Source organism: Dongia sp. (assembly GCF_041905885.1).
Classification (GTDB): Bacteria; Pseudomonadota; Alphaproteobacteria; order Dongiales; family Dongiaceae; genus Dongia.
Window position 1 is genome coordinate 297,722 of record NZ_JAYRKD010000001.1, and the last position, 19,215, is coordinate 316,936.

Here is a 19,215-nt window from a genome sequence, read left to right on the forward strand (position 1 = left end):
TCTCATTCCTTGCCGCTGCAAACTCGGAATTTGCACTCTGCGCAAATTCCATATTGCGCTCTCGCGTCAGCCGAAGCGGCTGACGCTCGTCACCGGCGAAGCCGGTCATCCATTTTGATGGAAGTTGGTCGAGGGCGGGATCGACGGTTCCTCGCGCGCGCGAGGCGCCGGCGCCGGAGCGGATCTTCCCGAAATCAGGAAGCGGCAGTTCGAATCCTACTCCTGAATTCTGCGTCGCGGAGTGGCGAGCGGATCAGCGCAAGACCATCTCTCACAGAGACAGGTAGCAGATGAACAGACCGCTGGAGGCAATCGTGAAGAACATCGAGCAGCTCGACCAACAGATCTTTGAATCCGTGCAACGAGAGCAGGCCGCCATGGGCGCGCTCCAAGATTCCGTAATCCGGGAGGTGCTCCGCTCCGGACGGAAGACTGCGAAACGAGATGCGCGGAGCAAGCGCACAGGGCGTCTCTGGTGCCTCGGGGTGTTGGGGGAGATCACTGGGATTCGGGATGAGGATCCGGAGGTGGTGCTCGGTGCCTTACGGTTGGCATCGTCCTTCGGGCAGGACCAGGATTGGCAGGGAAAATGGGCGGCTGAGGGGCGCAAGCTCAGCGAGCAGGCTCTTCAGTCTGCGAACGCGAAAGCCGAGCCGGTGGTCAAGAAATCGACCAAGACGCCGGAGGACATGAAGGCGAGAAAGGCGCTGGACTGGAAGCGCATCGCTTTCGGCGGCATCGTCAACAAGGCGGAAGTCGCGAACTGGGACCAGAACGTCCTTCTGGGAGTCTTCTGCAGTATCGCGCGCGGTCGCCATGATGGCGAGCGCATGCAGCGATGGCGAGCCGCCGGTGCTGCAGCAGCCGGCAAGCCGGGAACCGCAAAGACGAGCAAGGGGAAGACCAGGCGCCGCCGACGCCGGATCCAGATCCAATATCCGGCTGCGATCCCACCGACGCTCGCGGCAGAGCTCGACGCGCTTGGGCTGAAGTTCGACCGCTGGACCCTGGTCTGGCGTGGCTTCGCCAGCATGCCGGTCGCGCGCCGCCTCGCCGCCAAGGCCGGCGGAGCGGTGACCTCGCCACCGAAGAACCGCGGCAAACCGGGAAAAAAGCGTTCGTGCAGAAATTCTGGAAATCGACGTGCTCGTTCTCCGGGAGATGCCAACATTACTCCTGAGACGACGAACAAGGAGCGGAAGTCGTGAGATCGAATTCACGTGGCAAGACCCAGGCGAAGGCAGCGGCGAGTCCGTTGAAACCGACGAACTCCGGTGCCGGCAGCGGTGCCGATTTGGGGCGAAAGCCGACCGGCGGGGCGGCGGGCGAGTCCGCACCCCGGACCGAGCCGATCATGTTCCGGGTGCGGCCGGATCTGGCGACCGCGATCCGGCGGATGGCGCTCGAGCGCGGTCTCTCGGTCCAGAGTCTGATCTTGCTGGCGCTCCGCGAAACCGGGATCCCGGTGCTCGACGCCGACCTTGAGGATCTCCGCGGGCGCGGCAATGGGGAGCGGCGAGGCGCGGCCCCGCTCCGGACTTTCCCCGTCGCTGCCCACCATAGCTTTGCCACTTCCCTGTCGCCGGGGGCGATCGACGATGCCCTCGTCGAGCGTCTCGCGGCACTTCTGATGCGAGTTCCGGCGTCGCCGCCGAGCCAACAGGTCACGATCACAAATTGCTGCTGCCGAGGTCACCCGGCAGCGGATGAAGCCGTCACCCCCAACCCCAAGACCATGAAAAGGAACTAGTTATGGCGTCAAAGAACACGAAAATTCAATGGACGGACGACACCTGGAATGTCGTCGCCGGATGCTCGCTGGCGAGCCCCGGCTGCACGAACTGCTATGCGATGAGCTATGCGCATCAGCGGCTCTCGCACCTGATGAAGTATGCCGGTACTACGGACGCCGTGAACGACAATGCCGTCTGGACCGACGTGGTGCGTCTCTGGGAACCTTCGCTTCGCGAGCCGTTTGGGTGGCGCGCGCCTCGTAAGATCTTCGTCAACTCCATGTCGGATCTCTTCCACAAGAACCTCGCGGACACCGCCATCGCCCGTGTCTGGGCGGTGATGGCGTTGACCGGCCGGCACACCTATCAGGTCCTCACCAAGCGCGCGGACCGGATGCAGCGCTGGCTCAACGATCCGGCGACCCCGAAGATGGTCGAAGCGGAAATGCGGCAGTACGACATGACCGCCAAGCTCGCATGGCCGCTCAAGAACGTCTGGGTCGGGGTCTCGGTCGAGGACCAGAAGCGGGCACGGGAGCGGATTCCGCTGCTGCTGGGGTCACAGGCACAGACGCGCTTCATATCCGCCGAGCCTCTGCTCGAACGGGTCGAGCTTCGCGGGGCACTTGGCGGTACCGCCGGCGCGCCGGGGGCAGGGACGCTCAAGGAGATGGGGCTCGACTTGGTCATCGTCGGTGGAGAGTCCGGAACGAAGGCGCGGCCGATGCATCCGGACTGGGCGCGCAGCCTGCGCGACGAGTGCGCCGCCGAGGACATCGCCCTCTTCTTCAAGCAGCGCGGGGAATGGTGCTGGGAGGCGGCGCGCAAGGGCGCGGAGACCATCGGATTGATGCCGGATGGGACTGTGGTTGCTCCGGACACTCCCGGCACCACGACGCTCCGGAAGGTCGGCACCCGGGCATCCGGATCGCTGCTCGACGGTCAGACGCATCTGGCGTTTCCATGATCTCCGCGATCTAATCCAAGGCCACGCCATGACCGCGATCGTTGAGAACGTGCCCGACGGCGATGCCGGACTACGGCGAAAACGGGCGAGGGATATTCTCGCTCGCCCGTTGCTGAGCGCCTGCGGCCAGAGCGTCACTGTGAGCCAGCAGGCAAAGGCTATCCTCGAACCCTGTCTCGATCTGGTGCTCGTTCTTGGCGAAGCCGTAGGCAAGGTTCGCCTGCGTCGCGGCTGGGTGGAGTTTGAGGTCGACCTCGGCCGGCGGGTGGGGTGGGAGCGTCACGTCCGAACCAATCATGTCGGCTTGGACGATGAGACTTGGTTCGTCCTGCGGTGCGGCCATGCGGGTGCCAGTCGAGTTGAGGTCGAAGAACTGCCGGTGTTGCAGCCGACATCGAAAGTCACACTCGTCATCGACGGGGGTTGGCCGAAGAAGGACGCGATTCCGCGCCTGGAGACGGCATGGATCGGCGGCCTTCGGCCTCCTGAACCCTGGGAGCCACGATTGTCTGGGAAGCAGGCTATTCGTGCCTTGGCATTCTGGTCACAGCACGCATTCGAGGATCAACCGGACGCCCAGGAAGGCAAGCCGTTTCGATCCACATTTCGAGAAGTCATCAAAGAGGCGAAGGTGATGTCGGCGTATCACGAAATCCGATGCGGCAGACCCGACTGGAGGCACTCGAGTTCGCGTACGCAGTCCTTCGGCCGATGAAAATTCCAATATAGGGATAGCCCCCAGAAGGGCGTCAAATTCTGAAGTGAGGAAAATCATGAGCAAACGATTGGCACAGGCAGTCACTATCCGCGACCACGTCCTGCACCTTGTGCGTAAGGAGGGCAAATGGTCCGAGGTCAGCGGGATTAAAGTACGCGAGTGGGAACGCAATGGTTTCAGGGCATTTCTCAACACGGTCTTCAACCCAATGCCGGCATCTGCGCCACCTATCTCCACACCTGAGGAAGCCATTCTTTACCAGCGCGCCAGCAGACCACAGCCAAACCAGCTCAGTGTCTGGATGGGTGGCAAGGTGCTTTCGGTGGAGTGGGCGGACGACAGCACGCCTAGGATCATCTCGTTCCGCCGCGGTGAGTGGGAGCAGAAGCTGCTCGATATGGCGTAGGTGCGGCGCAATTGAGCCCCACGGCGAAGCGTTCCCAATGCCAAGCCTTACCGTGTACAGTCCAGAACCTCGACCCGGATGCTGCCTCGTCGGGATGGCGGGATGCAAGCCGTGAGCGCCTCGCGCAACTGATCGGGCGTTTCCGGCTTCGGTTTTCCACTAGGTGGGGGCTTTAACCGAAAATTGGCGTCCACTTTGGCTCCGAACCAGTAAACCAGATAAACACCTCGATCCTGAGCTCGCCAGTCACGGAGGTAGAAAGCGTCTAGCTGGTCTCCGGCGGCTGTCCACAGATCGCGATTCCACTGCCCTTTGCACTCAATTGGGAGCGCGGCATCGCCGATCGAGTAGAGCAGATCCGCTATTTTCCCTCTTGGCATATCCGCCTGGGGCGTTCGTCGTATTCCGAAATTCGGCAGGAGCCTATCAATGTCCTCGGCGAGCGCGTCGGTGCAACGATCCTCTATCCGAGGCTTATTGTCATCGGTCCAGTACTTGACTATTGAATCCGTGTCGTTGCCCCGCAACTCCGCCTGGACACGCGCAAGTGTCTGCTGCACGACAGCTAGAAGGTCGTCGCTCGTCCGCGGTGGGTGATGCGCCACAACATCTTTCAGTCTCTCAAGAGGTATTCCCGGGAATGCAATTTCCCGTCGCGCTCGGCGCTGCCGGTCTGCGGCGTGGAGAATCGAGTTGGTGTATCCGTCGCTTGCTCCGGCGATCAGTTGGGTTAGTGTTTCGGTCGCGGCGGGTGAAGTATCGCCGGCGAGCCGGTTAATCGCATCGCGGATGAAGTCGGTTGCGTTCCAAGCGTTGGTGTCGCCGGTAGAGACGCCCGGTTCGCGATCCTCGTATGGCCAAAGTTGGCGAAACTGCGCAACGATCCAGCCAAGTTGAGCGGGGCTTACCCCTGGTGTTGTGCGCGCTTCGCGGCCACCCCCGAAGCGGTGTCTAAGGTACCAAAGTAGATCCCTGTCCGCGGTCGTAACCGGACCGACGCGATCGCGAGTCTGCTCGAAGTCGCATAGAATACCGACGGCAAGCCAGGTTCGGCGTCTTTCGTCAGAATCATAGCCTTCTGCTATGTAATTCATGGCGAGTTCATTGAGAACATCAGATTCGCCCGCCCCAGCAAGAACATCAACGAGTTCGACTTCGACCCCGACCGGCAGTTTATCGAAGCGGTGAAGCCACTCTATCGCCAGCCGCACGGCGAGCGGGCGGTCAACGGGGGATCTCGCATATTCGTAGAGCCCAAAGACGTGGCTTTGCCGGCTTTCTAGCGCAGGCTCCAGCAGGAGGCGGAGATATCGTTCGTAACCTGCAGGATCGCGCCTCAGATAGTTGTCAATCTCCTGTTCGACGCGGCTCTGCGAAATTCGTTCGCCGAGATGTTCGTTGTCGAGACCGATACGGACAGCGAGCAGCACGTCGCGGGCGATGCCATCTAAGCCACCGCCGCCGAGTACCCGAGCCACAACGCCTGCAATCATAGGGTAGATGAAGTTCCACCGTCTGCCTTCGGCGTAACTCCGCGCCACTTGCTCCGGGGACGGCAGGTCGCTGCGGTGGAGCACGGCCTCAATACCGGCGAGACCTGCCTGTTGAAGTTCCTGTCCAAGCCACTCCCCGATCCGGTCCGCAGGCGCTAATTTCGCGCTCACGTCACTAAACCGTGCCAGGAAAGTCTTGGCGATAGGGTAAGAGCGCTTTAGGTCTCCGGCACGCACTGCAGCTATGTCCGCTGCGAACACCTTCTGATGCTCCTCACGTGCCTTGGCCTTGGCGAGATCCTCGGCATTGCGGCGCGCCTCCTGCTTTACTTGCCACTCCGGTGTCGGAAGCGGCGTCTGGAGCTGATTGAAATAGGTCTCGAGCTTGGCATCACCAGCCACGAACGCTTGTGCGGCGGTCATTATTCTGGATCCCTCTGCGCCGCCACGCCTCGCTGCGGACGCGAGCTCACGCCAGATATCTGCCGTCTTGTCGCTTCGGTCTTGGCCGCCAGAGAGTTCGGTTAAAAAGTGAACTATATCATCGGTGCTGAGCGCCAGTGCGGTGTTGTGTTCAGTTAGTCGCCAAATCCTACTCCAGACGGTCTCATCGGCATGTTCCTGAAAGATGGCGTGGCGCTGGATGGCTCGGCGCGTTTCATGGGCTTCCTCGATATAAGTCTTCAGGCCTTGCTGATGTTTGCGAGAATAGCCGTGCCGGCCTGGGGTTATTCGCATCCATCTATAAAGCTCGAGGGGATCGGGCGCAGCGCCGTCGAGTCGTCGAACGATCAGTTCGCAAACCGTGTCGGCAAGTTCAGTACGTTCGTCGTAGTCTCCATCTATATCGCCCGCGGGGAGAAGCTCGGCAATCCCGTTAAGTACTCCCGCCACCATCGTGTCGGGCAGCTCGCGTGCAAGTTGGTAGAGCACTCCGATCGTCGTGCTGCGGCCCATTTCGGCTGCGGCATCGGGAGTGAGTAAGCCGAGATAGGCAAGAATCGATCGGGCGACGAACTTGCTCGTGACCGTCTCGTAGCCGATCTTCTCCAGGATCTCGAGGGCGAGCCTGGTCGAATCTTCGTCACCGGCCGCAACGAGTACGTCCAGGATGTTGGGCCAGTCTGCGCGGCCTTTCTCGAAAGCAGCCATGGTGAGCGCTGCGCTATGGCGCTCAGCAAAGTTATAGGTCTCCGGTTTGCTTAGCACCAAGCCGCGCAGGTCATCGGCGAGTGATTCAGCTAAAAGCGAGCCCCGGATCGCACCTAGCAGAAGTGTTCGCAGATGAAATGTAGTCTCTTTGCCGAGTATCGCCTCGCGCATTTCATCGCGTAGCTCGGGATGCGTCAGGCCCTTAGCAGAATGGTGTAACCAGTCTTCAGAACGGAAGAACGGGTTACCACGCTGAAGTGTTTGCAAGGCCTGGAGAAGCGCACGGCCCTCTCCGATCGATAACCGGTCAGCATCGCCGTAGCGCAACACTCCATATGGATCTGTGGCTATGACCCGCGGCGCAAATGCGCCATCCTGGACGAGCCACGCATGGAGGCCGCGGAGCGAAGCTGGTACGCCGCCGTCGATCGTCATCATCGAGAGAACGCGTTCGCGCGAGAGCGCATCGTCCGCTGTGCCTGCGAGCCAACGGGCGCCAAGATACTCGGCCACTGTCCGGTGGACTGGCTTAAACTGATCATCGGTGCCCGGTACAGTGCTGAACAACCGACTCCGAACGATCGCGCGCGCCGCACCTCCGTCGGGTAACACCTGGAGCTCGGTCGCCTGCAGAACCCCAGCTTGCCCTGTGCTCGATGGCTTTAGAGCAATCGCATCTGACCCAGTGAGTAGGTACGCGGCGCAGGCCGCACCGGCAGCTTTCAGCGCCGCCTCCTCATTCATGCCAGCCAGATCAGAACCATCGCGACGGTCGTTGCGCTCGCTCCACATGATCTCTGTGGCAGCTTTCATCAACGCGCCGCGCGTTTCTGGAAGGACGGCCCGCCGCTCAGCAACCTCCGCGAACAGCCTGAGCGTGAGCGGATTGCCGAATAAGTCCGGTATGCCTTTCTCAACTAAGTACGCGATGACGTCGCTGGCGCGCGCTTCGCCGAGGTGGGGCGCCAAGTAAGCGACCGCCTTAGACTCAGAGAAAGGCTCGAGCGTGCACTCCAATGGCTCCGCGGTATACTCTTCGGAGATGTCCTGGCGAGCAATAGCACCCCGCCAGTCTGCCGCCCGGCAAGAGAGGACAAAGGACGGGCAGCCGGCACTAATAAGTTGGCCAAGCACCCTATTGACCGGATCGGTCTCCTGTGTGGCGGCGAGCTCGTCCAATCCATCAATGATCACCCGCTGGCCGCCGGCTACCAGTTTGGTAGGCTCTGGGTGTGCAACGAAGCTCGCAGCAGATCGGAATGTCCAGCCATAAAGATCCTCCAGACGCCGAAGCAGCCGCGTCTTCCCCATGCCGGGCTCGCCGAGGACTATTAGAGGGCGTGTGATACTGGCGAGTTCTGTGTCCTCGATCCGAGCGAGGTCACCCTTATCGGTCGAATAGGTGAGAGTTCGTCCGACGTAGTCGTCCATCAGTTCAGTCTGCGCGATTCGCCCTTCGTCTGATCCATATCAGAAAGAGTTGTGGGCTTTGGAATCAACTCGGAGCGCGCTTTTTTACGAGATCAAGCCGCGAACAGACTGCACGCTTTTTGCACACTTTTAAGCGCAGATTCGTGTTATGTTCTGTTTCAAGTTTCCACTTTCGACGCAACAGTCGGAGCTGCCGGATTCCCTAAAAACCACGTATTTTCAATACGTTTACATGATGGGACGATGGTGGGTGCGACAGGGATTGAACCTGTGACCCCTACCGTGTGAAGGTAGTGCTCTCCCGCTGAGCTACGCACCCGGGACCGACCGAGCCGCCCCGAGAAATGCGCGGGGAGGCGAGTGGAAGGCGGGTTGTTTAACCGCCGCGCTTCCGCCTGTCAAACGATCCGGGCAAACCCTCCCGCCGACGGTCAAACCCGCGTGAAGCCGGCGGCAAAGGAACGCCCCGGCCCAGCCGACGGTTGACCGTCAGCCTGTCGCCAGCCCAAATGCTCAAGATCGCGGATCGGGCGCGGAGCTGCAGTGCGCTTGATCGATTTTCCGAAGGATAATCAATGGCTTGGATTCTTGGTCGAGTCGCAGGTCTGGGCCTCGCCTTGGCGGCCCTGCCGGTGGCTTCGGCGACGGCGAAGCCGGTCACCCTGACCTATCTCGGCTATCTGGCCGGGTTTCCGGTCCTGCAGATGAGCGCCCAGGCCGACCTGCCGGTCGGGGCCGGCGGCGCAGTCGGCGACGGCGTCTACGGCCTCAACGCCAGCATCGTGACCCAGGGGTCGCTGGCGACGCTCTATCCCTACCGGATGACGGTCTCGGCCAACGGCCGGATGGCGGCCGCGCAGGCCAAGCCGACCCAGTTCCATTCCGAGGGCCAGATCATGTCGAAGACCGAGAGCGTGACGCTCACCTATCGCCAGAACGGCAAGGTCGACATCAAGGCCGTGCCGCTGACCCGCCAGGCGCAGCAGGCCGCCGCCGAAGGCACCGCCAACGGCACGATCGATCCGGCGAGCCTGGTCCTCGCGGTCATCGCCAATTATGCGCAGAAGGACACCTGCACCGCGCGCTACCAGCTGTTCGATGGCGTGCGCCGCTACGACCTCAGCGTCACCGAGGTCGGCAACGGCAATGTGCAGATGTACAAGCGGTCCTACTACCAGGGCCCGGCCACCGCCTGCCAGGCGACGCCGCAGCTGATCCAGGGCTTCTCCCAGATGGCGGTGCAATCACAGCTCTATCCGGAATCGGCCAAGATCTGGATCGCCAATGCGGTGCCGGGGATGCCGGCCGTGCCGGTGCGCATCTACACGCAGAACGCCCTGGGCGAGATGGTCTTCGACCTGATCGGCGTGCAGTAGGGCGAAAGCTTCAGGCGTCCGCGCTGCCGCGGCGGCGGCGCAGCCAGCGGAAGCCGCCCAGGCTGCCGAGCGCAGTCCCGAACATCAGCATGGCCGCGGGGATCGGCGTGGTCGCGATTGGCGCCGCGGCAAAGCTGCCCGAGAAAGTGAACCCGTCGAACCGCTCCACGCCCGGCGCTGTCAAAAGGGTCACGTAAGCCTGAAGGATGTACTTGCCGGGATTGAGCAGGATATCCGGAGCGGTGAAGCTGACGATGGCGGTCGGTGAGACGTAGAGAGAAGGATGGCTGCACGAACCGGAGGTGCAATCCAGCACGCTCAGTTCGAGCTCGAGTTCCGGGATGCCGTTGTACTGGTCGTCCTGCAGCGTGAAGTTCACCAGTTTGGTCGGCGCGGCGAGGTCGATCGGCAGGACGGTGTAGGTGTTCACAATGCCGGTGCCGTCGATCGCGCCGAGCAGCGAGAAGCTGTCGCCCGCTTGATAGGGCGTGTAGGTGATGGCAAAGGACTCATCCGGCAGGCAGGCCGCAGCCAAGGCCAGTCCCGCGACCAACGCGAACACGAACCGCTTCATGTGATCCCCCGAAGAGCGATGTTGTCTTGCTCGAGACTGTATGCGTGGGTTCCCGCGCATACGCAAGCAGCGACGCGGTTAATCCGATGCTGCACAAGCCAAATGCAAGCCGATCCGCAATTTCTTACAGAATCCTGACGATTCAGAGCCGCGCGATTGCCGCGGGCAGCTCGGAAAACCGCGAGAGCTTCAGGTCCGCGTCTTCCGCCGGATTGCCGTAATCGGACGGTATCAGGATCGCGGTGACCGAAGCGGCACGGGCGCACAGCACATCGTTCGCGCTGTCGCCGATCATCACCGCGCTCGAAACCGCGCCGCCGACACCTGCGATCGCCGCCAGCAACGGCTCCGGATCCGGCTTGCGCTGCGGCAAGGAGTCGCCGCCGATCACCGCGCCGAAGAAGCGGTCGAGCTTCAGCGCCTTCAGGATCCGCTGCGTCGGGTCGAAAGGCTTGTTGGTGCAGACCCCAAGCTTGTGTCCCTGCGCGCGCAGCAGCTCCAAGGTCGCCTCGACCTCGGGGTAGGCGCGGGTCTGGTCGATCAGACAGTCACGATAGAGCGCCAGGAACCGCTTCAGCGCCGCCGGCCGGTCGGCATCGCCGAGGCCTGAGGCGGCGAGGCCGCGCTCGACCAACACCCCCGCGCCGTCGCCGACCAGCGATCGGACGGTGCCTTCGGTCAGGGCCGGCTTGCCCATCTCCGCCAGCAGCCCATTGAGCGCGGTGGCGAGATCCGGCGCGCTGTCCACCAGAGTGCCGTCGAGATCGAAGATCAGGTGCCGGGCACCCGCAACCCTGTCGGTCATATTTCCGCCGTCTTCCGCTTCTATCAGGGCGGGGGATATGGCATTTTGCTAGGCATCGCAAGGCTCCGAGCCATGCGGTTTCGTCGGGGTCTTCGTCCCAGGGGATTCGAAAGATGAGTGAAATCGCCGCCATCGTGCTGGCAGCGGGGAAGGGCACGCGGATGAAATCCGCCCTGCCGAAGGTGCTGCACCGGATCGCCGGGCGCAGCATGATCGGCCATGTGCTGGACAATCTGGCGGCCTTGAAGGTTGCGAAGACCGCAGTGGTGATCGCCCCCGGCATGGACGCGGTCGCCAAGGAAGTGGCGCCCCATGCCGTCGCAATCCAGCAGGAGCAGCTCGGCACCGCCCATGCCGCCGCCGCGGCCCGTGATGTCATCGGCCGGATCGACGGCACCGTGCTGGTGCTGTTCGGCGATTCGCCTTTCGTCACCGCCGAGACCATCGGCCGCATGATCGCGCGCCGCGCCGCTGCCGACCGCCCGGTGGCTGTCGTGCTCGGCATGCGTCCGCAGGATCCGACCGGCTACGGCCGGCTGATCACCGATGCGCAGGGCAATCTCGCCGCGATCGTCGAGCATCGCGACGCCAGCGAGCAGCAGCGCGCGATCGGCCTCTGCAATTCCGGCGTGATGGCGATCGATGGCGCGGTGATCTGGGACCTGGTCGCCGCGATCGAGAACAAGAACGCCAAGCAGGAATATTACCTGACCGACATCGTCGGCGTCGCGAGCGCGCGCGGCCTCAACGCGGTCGTGGTTGAGGCGCCGGCCGACGAACTGATCGGCATCAACAGCCGCGCCGAGCTGGCCGCCGCTGAAGCGCTCTGCCAGCAGCGTCTCAGGGCCCGCGCCTTCGAGGGCGGCGTCACCATGACCGATCCGGCTTCGGTGTTTCTCTGCGCCGACACCCGGCTCGGCCAGGACGTGATCATCGGCCCCAATGTCGTGTTCGGCCCCGGCGTCAGCGTCACCGACAATGTCGAGATCCGCGCCTTCTGCCACATCGAAGGCGCCGCGATCGAGAGCGGTGCGATCATCGGTCCCTATGCGCGGCTGCGCCCGGGCTCGAAGATCGGCCGGGACGCCCATGTCGGCAATTTCGTCGAGACCAAGAACGCGGTGCTGGGGAAGGGCGCCAAGGCCAATCACCTCACCTATCTCGGCGATGCCGAGGTGGGGGCGAAGGCGAATATCGGCGCCGGCACCATCACCTGCAACTACGATGGTTTTCTCAAGGAGAAGACCATCATCGGCGAGGGCGCCTTCATCGGCTCCAATTCCGCGCTGGTCGCACCGGTCACGGTCGGCGCCGGCGCCATCGTCGCGGCCGGCAGCGTCATCACCCGCGACGTCGAGCCGGATGCGCTGGCCGTCGCCCGCGGCCAGCAGGCCGACAAGCCCGGCTGGGCCGCGAAATTCCGCGCGGCGCGCGAAGCCTTCAAGAAGTCACGGAGCAAGTAACGGCATGTGCGGCATCGTCGGCATCATCGGCAAGGCGGAAGTGGCGCCGCTGCTCTACGACGGCCTGAAGCGCCTGGAATACCGCGGCTATGACTCCGCCGGCATCGCCACCCTGGTGGGCGGCAAGATCGAGCGCCGCCGCGCCGAGGGCAAGCTCGGCAACCTCGAGGCGCGGCTCAAGGCGGCGCCCTTGCCCGGCGTCATCGGCATCGCCCATACCCGCTGGGCGACCCATGGCCGGCCCAACGAGACCAACGCCCATCCGCACGCGACCGAGCGCGTGGCGCTGGTTCACAACGGCATCATCGAGAATTTCCAGGAGCTGCGCGACGAGCTCGCCGCCGCCGGCCGCAAGTTCGAGACCGAGACCGACACCGAAGCGGTGGCGCATCTGCTGACCCATTACTTGAACCAGGGGCTCGACCCCGAGGCGGCGATGGCGAAGATGATGCCGCGGCTGCACGGCGCCTTCAGTCTCGCGATCCTGATCGCCGACCGGCCGGACATCATGATCGGCGCGCGGCGCGGCAGCCCGCTCGCGGTCGGTTATGGCGACGGCGAGATGTATCTGGGCTCCGACGCCATGGCCTTGGCGCCCTATACCGACCGCATCTGCTATCTGCACGAGGACGACTGGGTGATCATCTCCCGCGATACCGCCACGATCTACAATGACGGCCGCCGCGTGAACCGCGAGGTCAAGAAGACGGCGCTCTCCGGCGCCCTCATCGGCAAGGGCAACCACGCCCATTTCATGATGAAGGAGATCGCCGAGCAGCCCGCCGTGATCGGCGACACCTTGCATGCCTTCGTCAACCCGCTGAAGCGCCGGGTCGAGCTGCCGCCGCTGCCGATCGATCTGGCCAAGATCTCGAAGTTGACCATCGTCGCCTGCGGCACCGCTTATCTCGCCGGCTTCGTCGCCAAATACTGGCTGGAGCGGATCGCGCGCCTGCCGGTCGAGCTCGACGTCGCCTCGGAGTTCCGCTACCGCGAGGCGCCGATGGACAAGGACGGCGCGACCCTGGTCATCTCGCAATCCGGCGAGACCGCCGACACGCTCGCGGCGCTGAAATACGCCAAGGCGCAAGGCCAGAAGGTGATCGCCGTCCTCAACGTCCCGGAAAGCACCATCGGCCGCGAATCCGATGTCGTGCTGCACACGCTGGCCGGTCCGGAGATCGGCGTCGCCTCGACCAAGGCCTTCACCACCCAGCTGGTGGTGCTGGCGGCGCTGGCCATCGCCACAGCCCGCGCCCGCGGCGCCATCGACGAGCAGCGCGAGGCCGAGCTCTCGACCGCGCTGACCGAAGTCCCCGCCCGCGCCGCCGAGGTGCTGAACCACGACGCGCGGCTGAAGGAGATCGCCCTCAAGGTCGCGGAATGCCGCGACGTCCTGTTCCTCGGCCGCGGCCCGAGCTACCCGATCGCGCTCGAAGGCGCCTTGAAGCTGAAGGAGATCTCCTACATCCATGCCGAGGGCTATGCCGCCGGCGAGATGAAGCACGGGCCGATCGCCCTCATCGACGACAACGTGCCGGTGATCGTGGTCGCCCCCAGCGACGATCTGTTCGAGAAGACCGCCAGCAACCTCCAGGAGGTGCGGGCCCGCGGCGGCCGGGTGATCTTCTTCTCCGACAAGCACGGCATCGCCAAGCTGGGCGACAAGGCGATGGCGGCGATCGAGCTCCCGACCGTCGATCCCTTCGTCGCGCCGATCCTCTACGCGATCCCGGTCCAGCTCCTGGCCTATCACGCCGCCGTCGCCAAGGGCACCGACGTCGACCAGCCGCGCAATCTCGCCAAGAGCGTCACCGTCGAATAGCTGGACAAGCACGGCGTCCGCGGCCACCTTCAGCGCATGCTTGCCGAAGCGCCCGCGCCGCCAGCCGATCGAGAGCAGCTCCGACTCTGGAGTCAGCGCTCGGACGCGCCGGGCCTTATCCATCTCGCCGCACACCTCGTGGCGCTGGTGCTGACCGGCTTCTTCATCTGGCTGTCCCGCGAGACGGCCTGGATCTGGCCGGCGATGTGCCCGCACGGGATCGTGCTGGTCTTCCTGTTCACGCCGCTGCACGAATCCATCCATCGCACTGCCTTCAGGACCCGGGCGCTCAACGAGACGGTCGCCTTCGTCATCGGCTTGCTGATCCTGCTGCCGCGGGAATATTTCCGGGCTTTCCATTTCGCGCATCACCGCTTCACCCAGGATCCGGCGCGCGATCCCGAACTCGCCAGCCCGAAACCGGCCAGCCTCCGGCAATGGTTCTGGCATGTGAGCGGCATGCCTTATTGGATCGCCCAGGCCCGCGGCACAGTCGCCCATGCGCTCGGCCGCACGACCGAGGACTTCTACAAGGACGACCGCCAGCGCCGCGCCGTGGTCATCGAGGCGCGGATCGCGCTCGCGCTCTACGCCCTCGTTCTCATCGCCTCGGTGGCAAGCGGCAGCACGGCGGCGCTGGTCTATTGGGCGATGCCCGCGCTGCTCGGCCAGCCGGCCTTGCGCCTCTATCTCATGGCCGAGCACGGGCTCTGCCCATTGGCGCCGGACATGCTGGAGAACACGCGCACCACCTATACCAACCCGATCCTGCGCGCGCTGGCCTGGAACATGCCCTTTCACGCCGAGCACCATGCCTATCCCGCCGTGCCGTTTCACCGCCTGCCGGAGGTCAACCGCACCATCGCCGCTCGGCTGAAGGTGACCGCGTCCGGCTACATCGACGTCCAGCGCCAGATTCTCCGGTCCTATCGGCGCTGACTTGCCCTGGCGATCCGCGCTGTCTAGCCTGTCGTCTCGATCCAGGGCTTCGGGATGCTCATGCCGGTTCGGAAATTCGGTTTCGCCCTGGCGCTGCTGCTGACGGCGATCCCGCAGCTGGCTGCCGCTGAGTCCTTGCGCGCGCTGGTCGGCCGGCTCGGGGCCGAGGACTGCCCGGACAGTGCGCTCACTTGCGTCGACCTCGCCGTGCCGGTCGATCGCGCGCAGCCCGGCTCCAACCGGACGATCACGGTCCGCTTCGCCGTCAACTTCGCCGCCAAAAAGAGCCGCGGCATCCTGTTCTATGCCGTGGGCGGCCCCGGCGGCAGCGGGCTGGCGGTGGCCGACAGTTACCTGGCGAGCTTCGACAAGCGCCTGACGGAGAACATGGACGTCATCTTCTTCGACCAGCGCGGCGTCGGCCCGTTGAACGGCATCGCCTGCCCGAAGGCCGGCCTCGCCTTCGACACCACGACCTTCTCGCTCGACCGGCCGGAGGCGGCGATCGCCGCGGCGAAGAGCTTCGCCGAATCCTGCGCCGCCGAGACGCCGCATGCCGAGCTCCTGCCGTATCTCTCCACCGATGACGCGGTCCAGGACCTGGAGGACTTCCGCCAGGCGATCGGCGCCCCCAAGATCTGGCTCTACGGCGAGAGCTACGGCACGCAGTTCGCGCAGGTCTATGCCGCGCGCTATCCGCAGGCTTTGAAAGGCCTGATCCTCGACGGCGTGCTCGACCTCACCCGCGATGCGACGGCGTTCTACGGCAACGATGTGCGCAGCGCCGAGAAGCTGCTCGCCAAGACCTTCGCCGCCTGCGATGCCCTGGCTGAATGTCATGCCGACATGGGCGCCCCGGCCGGGGCGGTCTACGACGCGCTGGCCGCGAAGCTCGCCGCGGCACCGCAAGCCGTCGATTATCCCTTGGCCAGCGGCCGCTTCGCCAAGCGCGAGATGACCGCGGCCATCCTCGAAACCAATGCCTTCTACGCGCTCTACGGCACCGACAGCCGCATGAGCTTCCTGCGCGCGCTGGCGGCTTCGACCCAGGGCAATTTCGTGCCGTTGCTCCGGCTCGACTATGACAACCTCGGCGTCGATCCGGAGACGGCGGAACCGGACGACGATCCCACCTGGTATGGCGGCGCCTATTACGGCATCACCTGTCCGGATTTCGACGATGCCGGCCAGGATCCGGTCCGGCACACCCAGGAGATCCTCGACCGGGCCCGGCGGCTGGCGCCGGAAGCGCCGCGCCTGATCCGCGACTTCTATGCCGAACGCCTGGCCTGCAGCTTCTGGCCCGTACCGGGACGGCCACAGCGGCCCGCGGCCTTTCCCGGCGGCGACTATCCGACCCTGCTGCTGAATTCCGACAGCGACCCCGCGACCCCGGTCGATAACGGTTACGCGGTCTTCGACCAGGCGAAGAATGCCTACATGGTGACCATGCAAGGCGGGCCGCATGTCATCTGGGGTCGCGGCCTGGACTGCCCGGACCGCATCGTCTTCGGCCTGATGCTGGACGGCCGCAAGCCGGAGAAGCGCGAGCAGCTCTGCAAGCAGGACTTCATGGACCCCTATGTGCCGCTCACCGCGGCGAGCACCGGCAACGCTCTCGGCCTTGCCCAGGCGATCGAGGCCGAACTCGGGCAGTCGCGCGACCTCGCCAACTGGGACGCCTACAGCGAGCTCACCTTCGGCTGCGATTTCGGCGGCACGCTGACCGTCAACGCCGCGCGGAGCGGCGTCGAATACAGCTTCGGCCGCTGCGCCCTCTGGCCGGGGCTTGCCGTCAGCGGCAGCGGCGTCTCGATCGATGCCGACGGTGGCACGCGGCCGGACGGCCTGACCCTCGACGTGAAGGTCTCCGGCGCGCATCGGGGCGAGATCGTCTACCGCCACGACAGCACGACCGAGGCGCGCAGCGTCAGCGGCAGCTTCGACGGCAGGGAAATCGCGACGCCGCGACCGCTTCCCTAGACCGAGGGCTCCAGCGCGCAGCCATGCAGCGCGCGCTCTTCCAGATGATAGGGATCGCCCGGCACCGGCGGGCCGCTCAGGAAGGTCAGCGGCCGCCCGGCGTCGTCGATGCCGCTGAAGGCGAGCGAGCCGTCGGACTTGCCGAACATGTCGAAGCAGCGCGGCAGCTGGTAGTTGTTGTACTCGTAGGCAAAGCAGACCTTGCCGTCCTTGGTCCACCATTTGCCGAGATTGATGCCGCCGAACTCGTAGAGGCTGCGGCCGGTGTCGCAATAGAACTCGGTCCAGCTCTCGCCGGTCTCCTTCAGCACGCCGCTCAAGGTGTTGCCGGCCATCCGGCTGGTGATCTCGGCCGGGCTGGTGATCGGTTCACCCAGCGGTGCGCCCTGCGGCGGCGCATCATCCGCTGTCGCCGGCATTGCGACCAGCATAAGCAGTGCGGCGACGGCCGCGACCCGCAGCATGATCAGACTCCGACGCAGGGACTCTTCTCGCCGATCGCCAGGTTGGCGGTGTTGCCATGCTCGACCTTCAGGCTGAACGAGGCGAGGTAGGTGGAGCCGTCATCGGAGATCGCCACGAACTGCACACTGCCGTCCGGCCGCACGAACAGGATGAAGCAGTTCGGCGCGCCGTTGCGATAATTGGCATAGGCGTAGCAGACCTCGCCGTCCTGCACCCACCACTTGCCGGGATAGGTGCAGCCCTTCTCCCAATAGGCGGTGCGCCCGTCGGCCAGGTGGTATTCGATCCAGTTCTCGCCGTCGTAGTAGCGGCCGTAGATGGTGAGCTCGTCCAGCTTCGCCCGGATAGCGTCGGGATCGGTCACCTCGACTGCGTCGGTGGCGAGGTCGCCGGGCAGGGCGTTGGGCGCGGCGGCCGGGGGTGGCGCCCCTTCCGGGCCGAAATCGCCGTCCGCGAAAGCCAGAACCGGGGCCAGCACTTGCAGGCCAATCGCCAAGGCCACCGCGAAGGCGGCCGATCGAACCAAGCCTGAAGAGAACGTCACCCGGGTCTGCTCCTGGGGCCAGAACTGAATCATTATCTCCTTGAATCTATTGACCCGGCGATGATCCGGGTCAAGCCGCGCGATGGCCTGCCGCGAAAAATCCGCATTCGCCCACCGGCAATATCGATCGGATGCGACAACCTGTTGCAACACCGCAATTTATTCGATGACAGCCCGGCATTTGCCGCTATTGTTCGGCCGACAGAGGGCGCGGAGAGGGAATGCTGGACGATATCGATCGCGTGCTGCTGCAGATCCTGCAGCGAGACGGTCAGGTCTCTTACGCCGAGCTCGGTTCGAATGTCGGGCTCTCGGCCTCGGCCGTCAACGACCGGCTGAAGCGCCTCAAGGCCAAGGGTATCCTGCTGCGGATCACCGCCGAGGTCTCGCCGGCGATGCTGGGCCGCGAGTTCCTGGTCTTCATCCTGATCGAGCTCGGCGACCTGAAGCAGGAGCCCGAGTTCCTGAAGCGGATGCGGGAGCGGCCCGAAGTGCTCGAATGCCACCATGTCGCCGGTGACTACTCCTATCTGCTGAAGCTGCGCCTGACCGGCACCGGTCATCTGGAGCGATTCCTCTCGGAGCAGGTTAAATCGATCGGCGGCATTCAGCGCACCCATTCCATCATCGCGCTCTCCTCCGCCAAGGAGACCCGCGAGATCGACACCATGGTCCCCAGCAGCGGCCAATGATCGAACACCTGCTTGCGAATATCTGGATGCTCGTGAAGGGCGCCGGCATCGGCTTCGCCGTCGCCGCCCCGGTCGGCCCGATCGGGATGCTCTGCATCCGCACCACCCTGGAACGCGGCCGGATCGCCGGTTTCGCCGCGGGCTTGGGCGCTGCCGTGGCCGATGCGATCTACGGCGCGATCGGAGTGCTCGGCGTGACGGCGATCAGCGGCTATATCGAGGCCCAGCGCTTCTGGCTGGAACTCGGCGGCGGCATCTTCGTGATCGGCTTCGGCATCCATCTCTGGCTGACCAAGCCCAATGTCCAGAACGGCACCGACGAGATCCCGATCAGCCTCTGGGCGGATTTCGTGAAGACCCTGGTGCTGACGCTCGCCAATCCCGCCACCATCCTCACTTTCATGGCGATCTTCGCCGGCGTGCCCGGCGCGGGTGCTGCCAGCATGTCGGCGGTCCCGATCATCGTGCTGGGCGTCCTGCTGGGCTCGGCCGCCTGGTGGCTGTTCCTCAGCCAGGGGGTGGGCGTCATCCGGCACAAGATCTCCGTGCAGGCCCTGACCTGGATGAACTGGGCGGCGGGCGCCCTGCTGGTGGCCTTCGGGGTCTACACGCTCGGCCATCTGCTCTTGCAATGGCCGGCTTGATCTGC

The 19,215-nt window shown here is 64.4% G+C and carries 17 protein-coding genes and 1 tRNA gene; 12 read left to right on the forward strand and 6 right to left on the reverse strand.

The genetic code is table 11. The features are described 5' to 3' along the window. The first annotated feature begins 314 nt into the window (after positions 1–314). The 5 genes from ACH2CY_RS01420 to ACH2CY_RS01440 are packed head-to-tail and all read left to right on the forward strand — an operon-like array spanning position 315 to position 3,824. Positions 315–1,208: a conjugal transfer protein TraD gene (locus ACH2CY_RS01420; RefSeq protein WP_395015111.1), complete on the forward strand. Its 894-nt coding sequence runs from the start codon at positions 315–317 to the stop codon at positions 1,206–1,208. A 47-nt stretch (positions 1,209–1,255) separates the two neighbouring features. Continuing rightward, positions 1,256–1,750, forward strand: a complete 495-nt coding sequence (locus ACH2CY_RS01425; protein ID WP_395015114.1) for a hypothetical protein — start codon at positions 1,256–1,258, stop codon at positions 1,748–1,750. Between the two features lie 2 nt (positions 1,751–1,752). Continuing rightward, a complete protein-coding gene (locus tag ACH2CY_RS01430; RefSeq protein WP_395015116.1) occupies positions 1,753–2,700 on the forward strand; it encodes a phage Gp37/Gp68 family protein in 948 nt (315 codons plus the stop codon). A gap of 28 nt (positions 2,701–2,728) precedes the next feature. After that, positions 2,729–3,415 (forward strand): hypothetical protein, encoded by a 687-nt coding sequence (locus tag ACH2CY_RS01435; protein WP_395015118.1) that lies wholly within the window; start codon positions 2,729–2,731, stop codon positions 3,413–3,415. A 58-nt stretch (positions 3,416–3,473) separates the two neighbouring features. Further along, positions 3,474–3,824, forward strand: coding sequence for a hypothetical protein (locus ACH2CY_RS01440; RefSeq protein WP_395015121.1), 351 nt, complete (start codon positions 3,474–3,476; stop codon positions 3,822–3,824). Positions 3,825–3,871: 47 nt separating this feature from the next. Here the strand turns inward: ACH2CY_RS01440 and ACH2CY_RS01445 are convergent, their stop codons facing one another. Both ACH2CY_RS01445 and ACH2CY_RS01450 read right to left on the reverse strand, forming a co-directional pair. Beyond that, positions 3,872–7,900 (reverse strand): hypothetical protein, encoded by a 4,029-nt coding sequence (locus tag ACH2CY_RS01445; protein ID WP_395015123.1) that lies wholly within the window; start codon positions 7,898–7,900, stop codon positions 3,872–3,874. 244 nt (positions 7,901–8,144) lie between these two features. Beyond that, a tRNA-Val gene (locus ACH2CY_RS01450) sits at positions 8,145–8,219 on the reverse strand. 256 nt (positions 8,220–8,475) lie between these two features. Here ACH2CY_RS01450 and ACH2CY_RS01455 point away from each other — a divergent pair. Then, positions 8,476–9,276 (forward strand): DUF3108 domain-containing protein, encoded by an 801-nt coding sequence (locus tag ACH2CY_RS01455; RefSeq protein WP_395015125.1) that lies wholly within the window; start codon positions 8,476–8,478, stop codon positions 9,274–9,276. A 10-nt stretch (positions 9,277–9,286) separates the two neighbouring features. On the opposite strand, the gene ACH2CY_RS01460 is transcribed toward ACH2CY_RS01455, so the two are convergent. Both ACH2CY_RS01460 and gph read right to left on the reverse strand, forming a co-directional pair. Continuing rightward, positions 9,287–9,850, reverse strand: a complete 564-nt coding sequence (locus ACH2CY_RS01460) for a hypothetical protein (protein ID WP_395015128.1) — start codon at positions 9,848–9,850, stop codon at positions 9,287–9,289. Between the two features lie 142 nt (positions 9,851–9,992). After that, the gene (gene gph, locus ACH2CY_RS01465; protein ID WP_395015130.1) at positions 9,993–10,655 is read right to left on the reverse strand and encodes a phosphoglycolate phosphatase; all 663 of its coding nucleotides are present in this window, start codon (positions 10,653–10,655) and stop codon (positions 9,993–9,995) included. 113 nt (positions 10,656–10,768) lie between these two features. Between gph and glmU the strand changes: the two genes are divergently transcribed. From glmU to ACH2CY_RS01485, 4 genes are read left to right on the forward strand one after another with little or no spacing between them, the layout of a single operon-like run. Continuing rightward, entirely contained in the window at positions 10,769–12,118 is a 1,350-nt protein-coding gene (glmU, locus tag ACH2CY_RS01470; RefSeq protein WP_395015133.1) for a bifunctional UDP-N-acetylglucosamine diphosphorylase/glucosamine-1-phosphate N-acetyltransferase GlmU, read from the forward strand. Between the two features lie 4 nt (positions 12,119–12,122). Next, positions 12,123–13,943 carry a glutamine--fructose-6-phosphate transaminase (isomerizing) gene (gene glmS, locus ACH2CY_RS01475; protein ID WP_395015135.1) on the forward strand — a complete coding sequence of 607 codons (1,821 nt, stop codon included), beginning with the start codon at positions 12,123–12,125 and terminating at the stop codon, positions 13,941–13,943. Positions 13,944–13,979: 36 nt separating this feature from the next. Beyond that, the gene (locus ACH2CY_RS01480) at positions 13,980–14,882 is read left to right on the forward strand and encodes a fatty acid desaturase (RefSeq protein WP_395015138.1); all 903 of its coding nucleotides are present in this window, start codon (positions 13,980–13,982) and stop codon (positions 14,880–14,882) included. A 60-nt stretch (positions 14,883–14,942) separates the two neighbouring features. Beyond that, a complete protein-coding gene (locus ACH2CY_RS01485) occupies positions 14,943–16,865 on the forward strand; it encodes an alpha/beta fold hydrolase (protein WP_395015141.1) in 1,923 nt (640 codons plus the stop codon). Here the strand turns inward: ACH2CY_RS01485 and ACH2CY_RS01490 are convergent. Further along, positions 16,862–17,329, reverse strand: coding sequence for a hypothetical protein (locus tag ACH2CY_RS01490; protein WP_395015144.1), 468 nt, complete (start codon positions 17,327–17,329; stop codon positions 16,862–16,864). The genes ACH2CY_RS01485 and ACH2CY_RS01490 overlap by 4 nt on opposite strands. A 2-nt stretch (positions 17,330–17,331) precedes the next feature. Beyond that, positions 17,332–17,907, reverse strand: a complete 576-nt coding sequence (locus tag ACH2CY_RS01495) for a hypothetical protein (protein WP_395015146.1) — start codon at positions 17,905–17,907, stop codon at positions 17,332–17,334. A gap of 188 nt (positions 17,908–18,095) precedes the next feature. Between ACH2CY_RS01495 and ACH2CY_RS01500 the strand changes: the two genes are divergently transcribed. Continuing rightward, positions 18,096–18,566 carry an Lrp/AsnC family transcriptional regulator gene (locus tag ACH2CY_RS01500; RefSeq protein WP_395015148.1) on the forward strand — a complete coding sequence of 157 codons (471 nt, stop codon included), beginning with the start codon at positions 18,096–18,098 and terminating at the stop codon, positions 18,564–18,566. Beyond that, positions 18,563–19,210 (forward strand): LysE family translocator, encoded by a 648-nt coding sequence (locus ACH2CY_RS01505; RefSeq protein ID WP_395015150.1) that lies wholly within the window; start codon positions 18,563–18,565, stop codon positions 19,208–19,210. Before ACH2CY_RS01500 ends, ACH2CY_RS01505 begins: the two co-directional genes overlap by 4 nt. The last annotated feature ends 5 nt before the right edge of the window (positions 19,211–19,215 follow it).

Excerpts from the sequence above, each read along its gene's own strand:
- ACH2CY_RS01430 (WP_395015116.1), top strand. The coding sequence starts at position 1,753 with ATGGCGTCAAAGAACACGAAAATTCAATGGACGGACGACACCTGGAAT.
- ACH2CY_RS01435 (WP_395015118.1), top strand. The coding sequence starts at position 2,729 with ATGACCGCGATCGTTGAGAACGTGCCCGACGGCGATGCCGGACTACGG.
- ACH2CY_RS01440 (WP_395015121.1), top strand. The coding sequence starts at position 3,474 with ATGAGCAAACGATTGGCACAGGCAGTCACTATCCGCGACCACGTCCTG.
- ACH2CY_RS01445 (WP_395015123.1), bottom strand. The coding sequence starts at position 7,900 with ATGGACGACTACGTCGGACGAACTCTCACCTATTCGACCGATAAGGGT.
- ACH2CY_RS01455 (WP_395015125.1), top strand. The coding sequence starts at position 8,476 with ATGGCTTGGATTCTTGGTCGAGTCGCAGGTCTGGGCCTCGCCTTGGCG.
- ACH2CY_RS01460 (WP_395015128.1), bottom strand. The coding sequence starts at position 9,850 with ATGAAGCGGTTCGTGTTCGCGTTGGTCGCGGGACTGGCCTTGGCTGCG.
- gph (WP_395015130.1), bottom strand. The coding sequence starts at position 10,655 with ATGACCGACAGGGTTGCGGGTGCCCGGCACCTGATCTTCGATCTCGAC.
- glmU (WP_395015133.1), top strand. The coding sequence starts at position 10,769 with ATGAGTGAAATCGCCGCCATCGTGCTGGCAGCGGGGAAGGGCACGCGG.
- glmS (WP_395015135.1), top strand. The coding sequence starts at position 12,123 with ATGTGCGGCATCGTCGGCATCATCGGCAAGGCGGAAGTGGCGCCGCTG.
- ACH2CY_RS01480 (WP_395015138.1), top strand. The coding sequence starts at position 13,980 with ATGCTTGCCGAAGCGCCCGCGCCGCCAGCCGATCGAGAGCAGCTCCGA.
- ACH2CY_RS01485 (WP_395015141.1), top strand. The coding sequence starts at position 14,943 with ATGCCGGTTCGGAAATTCGGTTTCGCCCTGGCGCTGCTGCTGACGGCG.
- ACH2CY_RS01490 (WP_395015144.1), bottom strand. The coding sequence starts at position 17,329 with ATGCTGCGGGTCGCGGCCGTCGCCGCACTGCTTATGCTGGTCGCAATG.
- ACH2CY_RS01495 (WP_395015146.1), bottom strand. The coding sequence starts at position 17,907 with ATGATTCAGTTCTGGCCCCAGGAGCAGACCCGGGTGACGTTCTCTTCA.
- ACH2CY_RS01500 (WP_395015148.1), top strand. The coding sequence starts at position 18,096 with ATGCTGGACGATATCGATCGCGTGCTGCTGCAGATCCTGCAGCGAGAC.
- ACH2CY_RS01505 (WP_395015150.1), top strand. The coding sequence starts at position 18,563 with ATGATCGAACACCTGCTTGCGAATATCTGGATGCTCGTGAAGGGCGCC.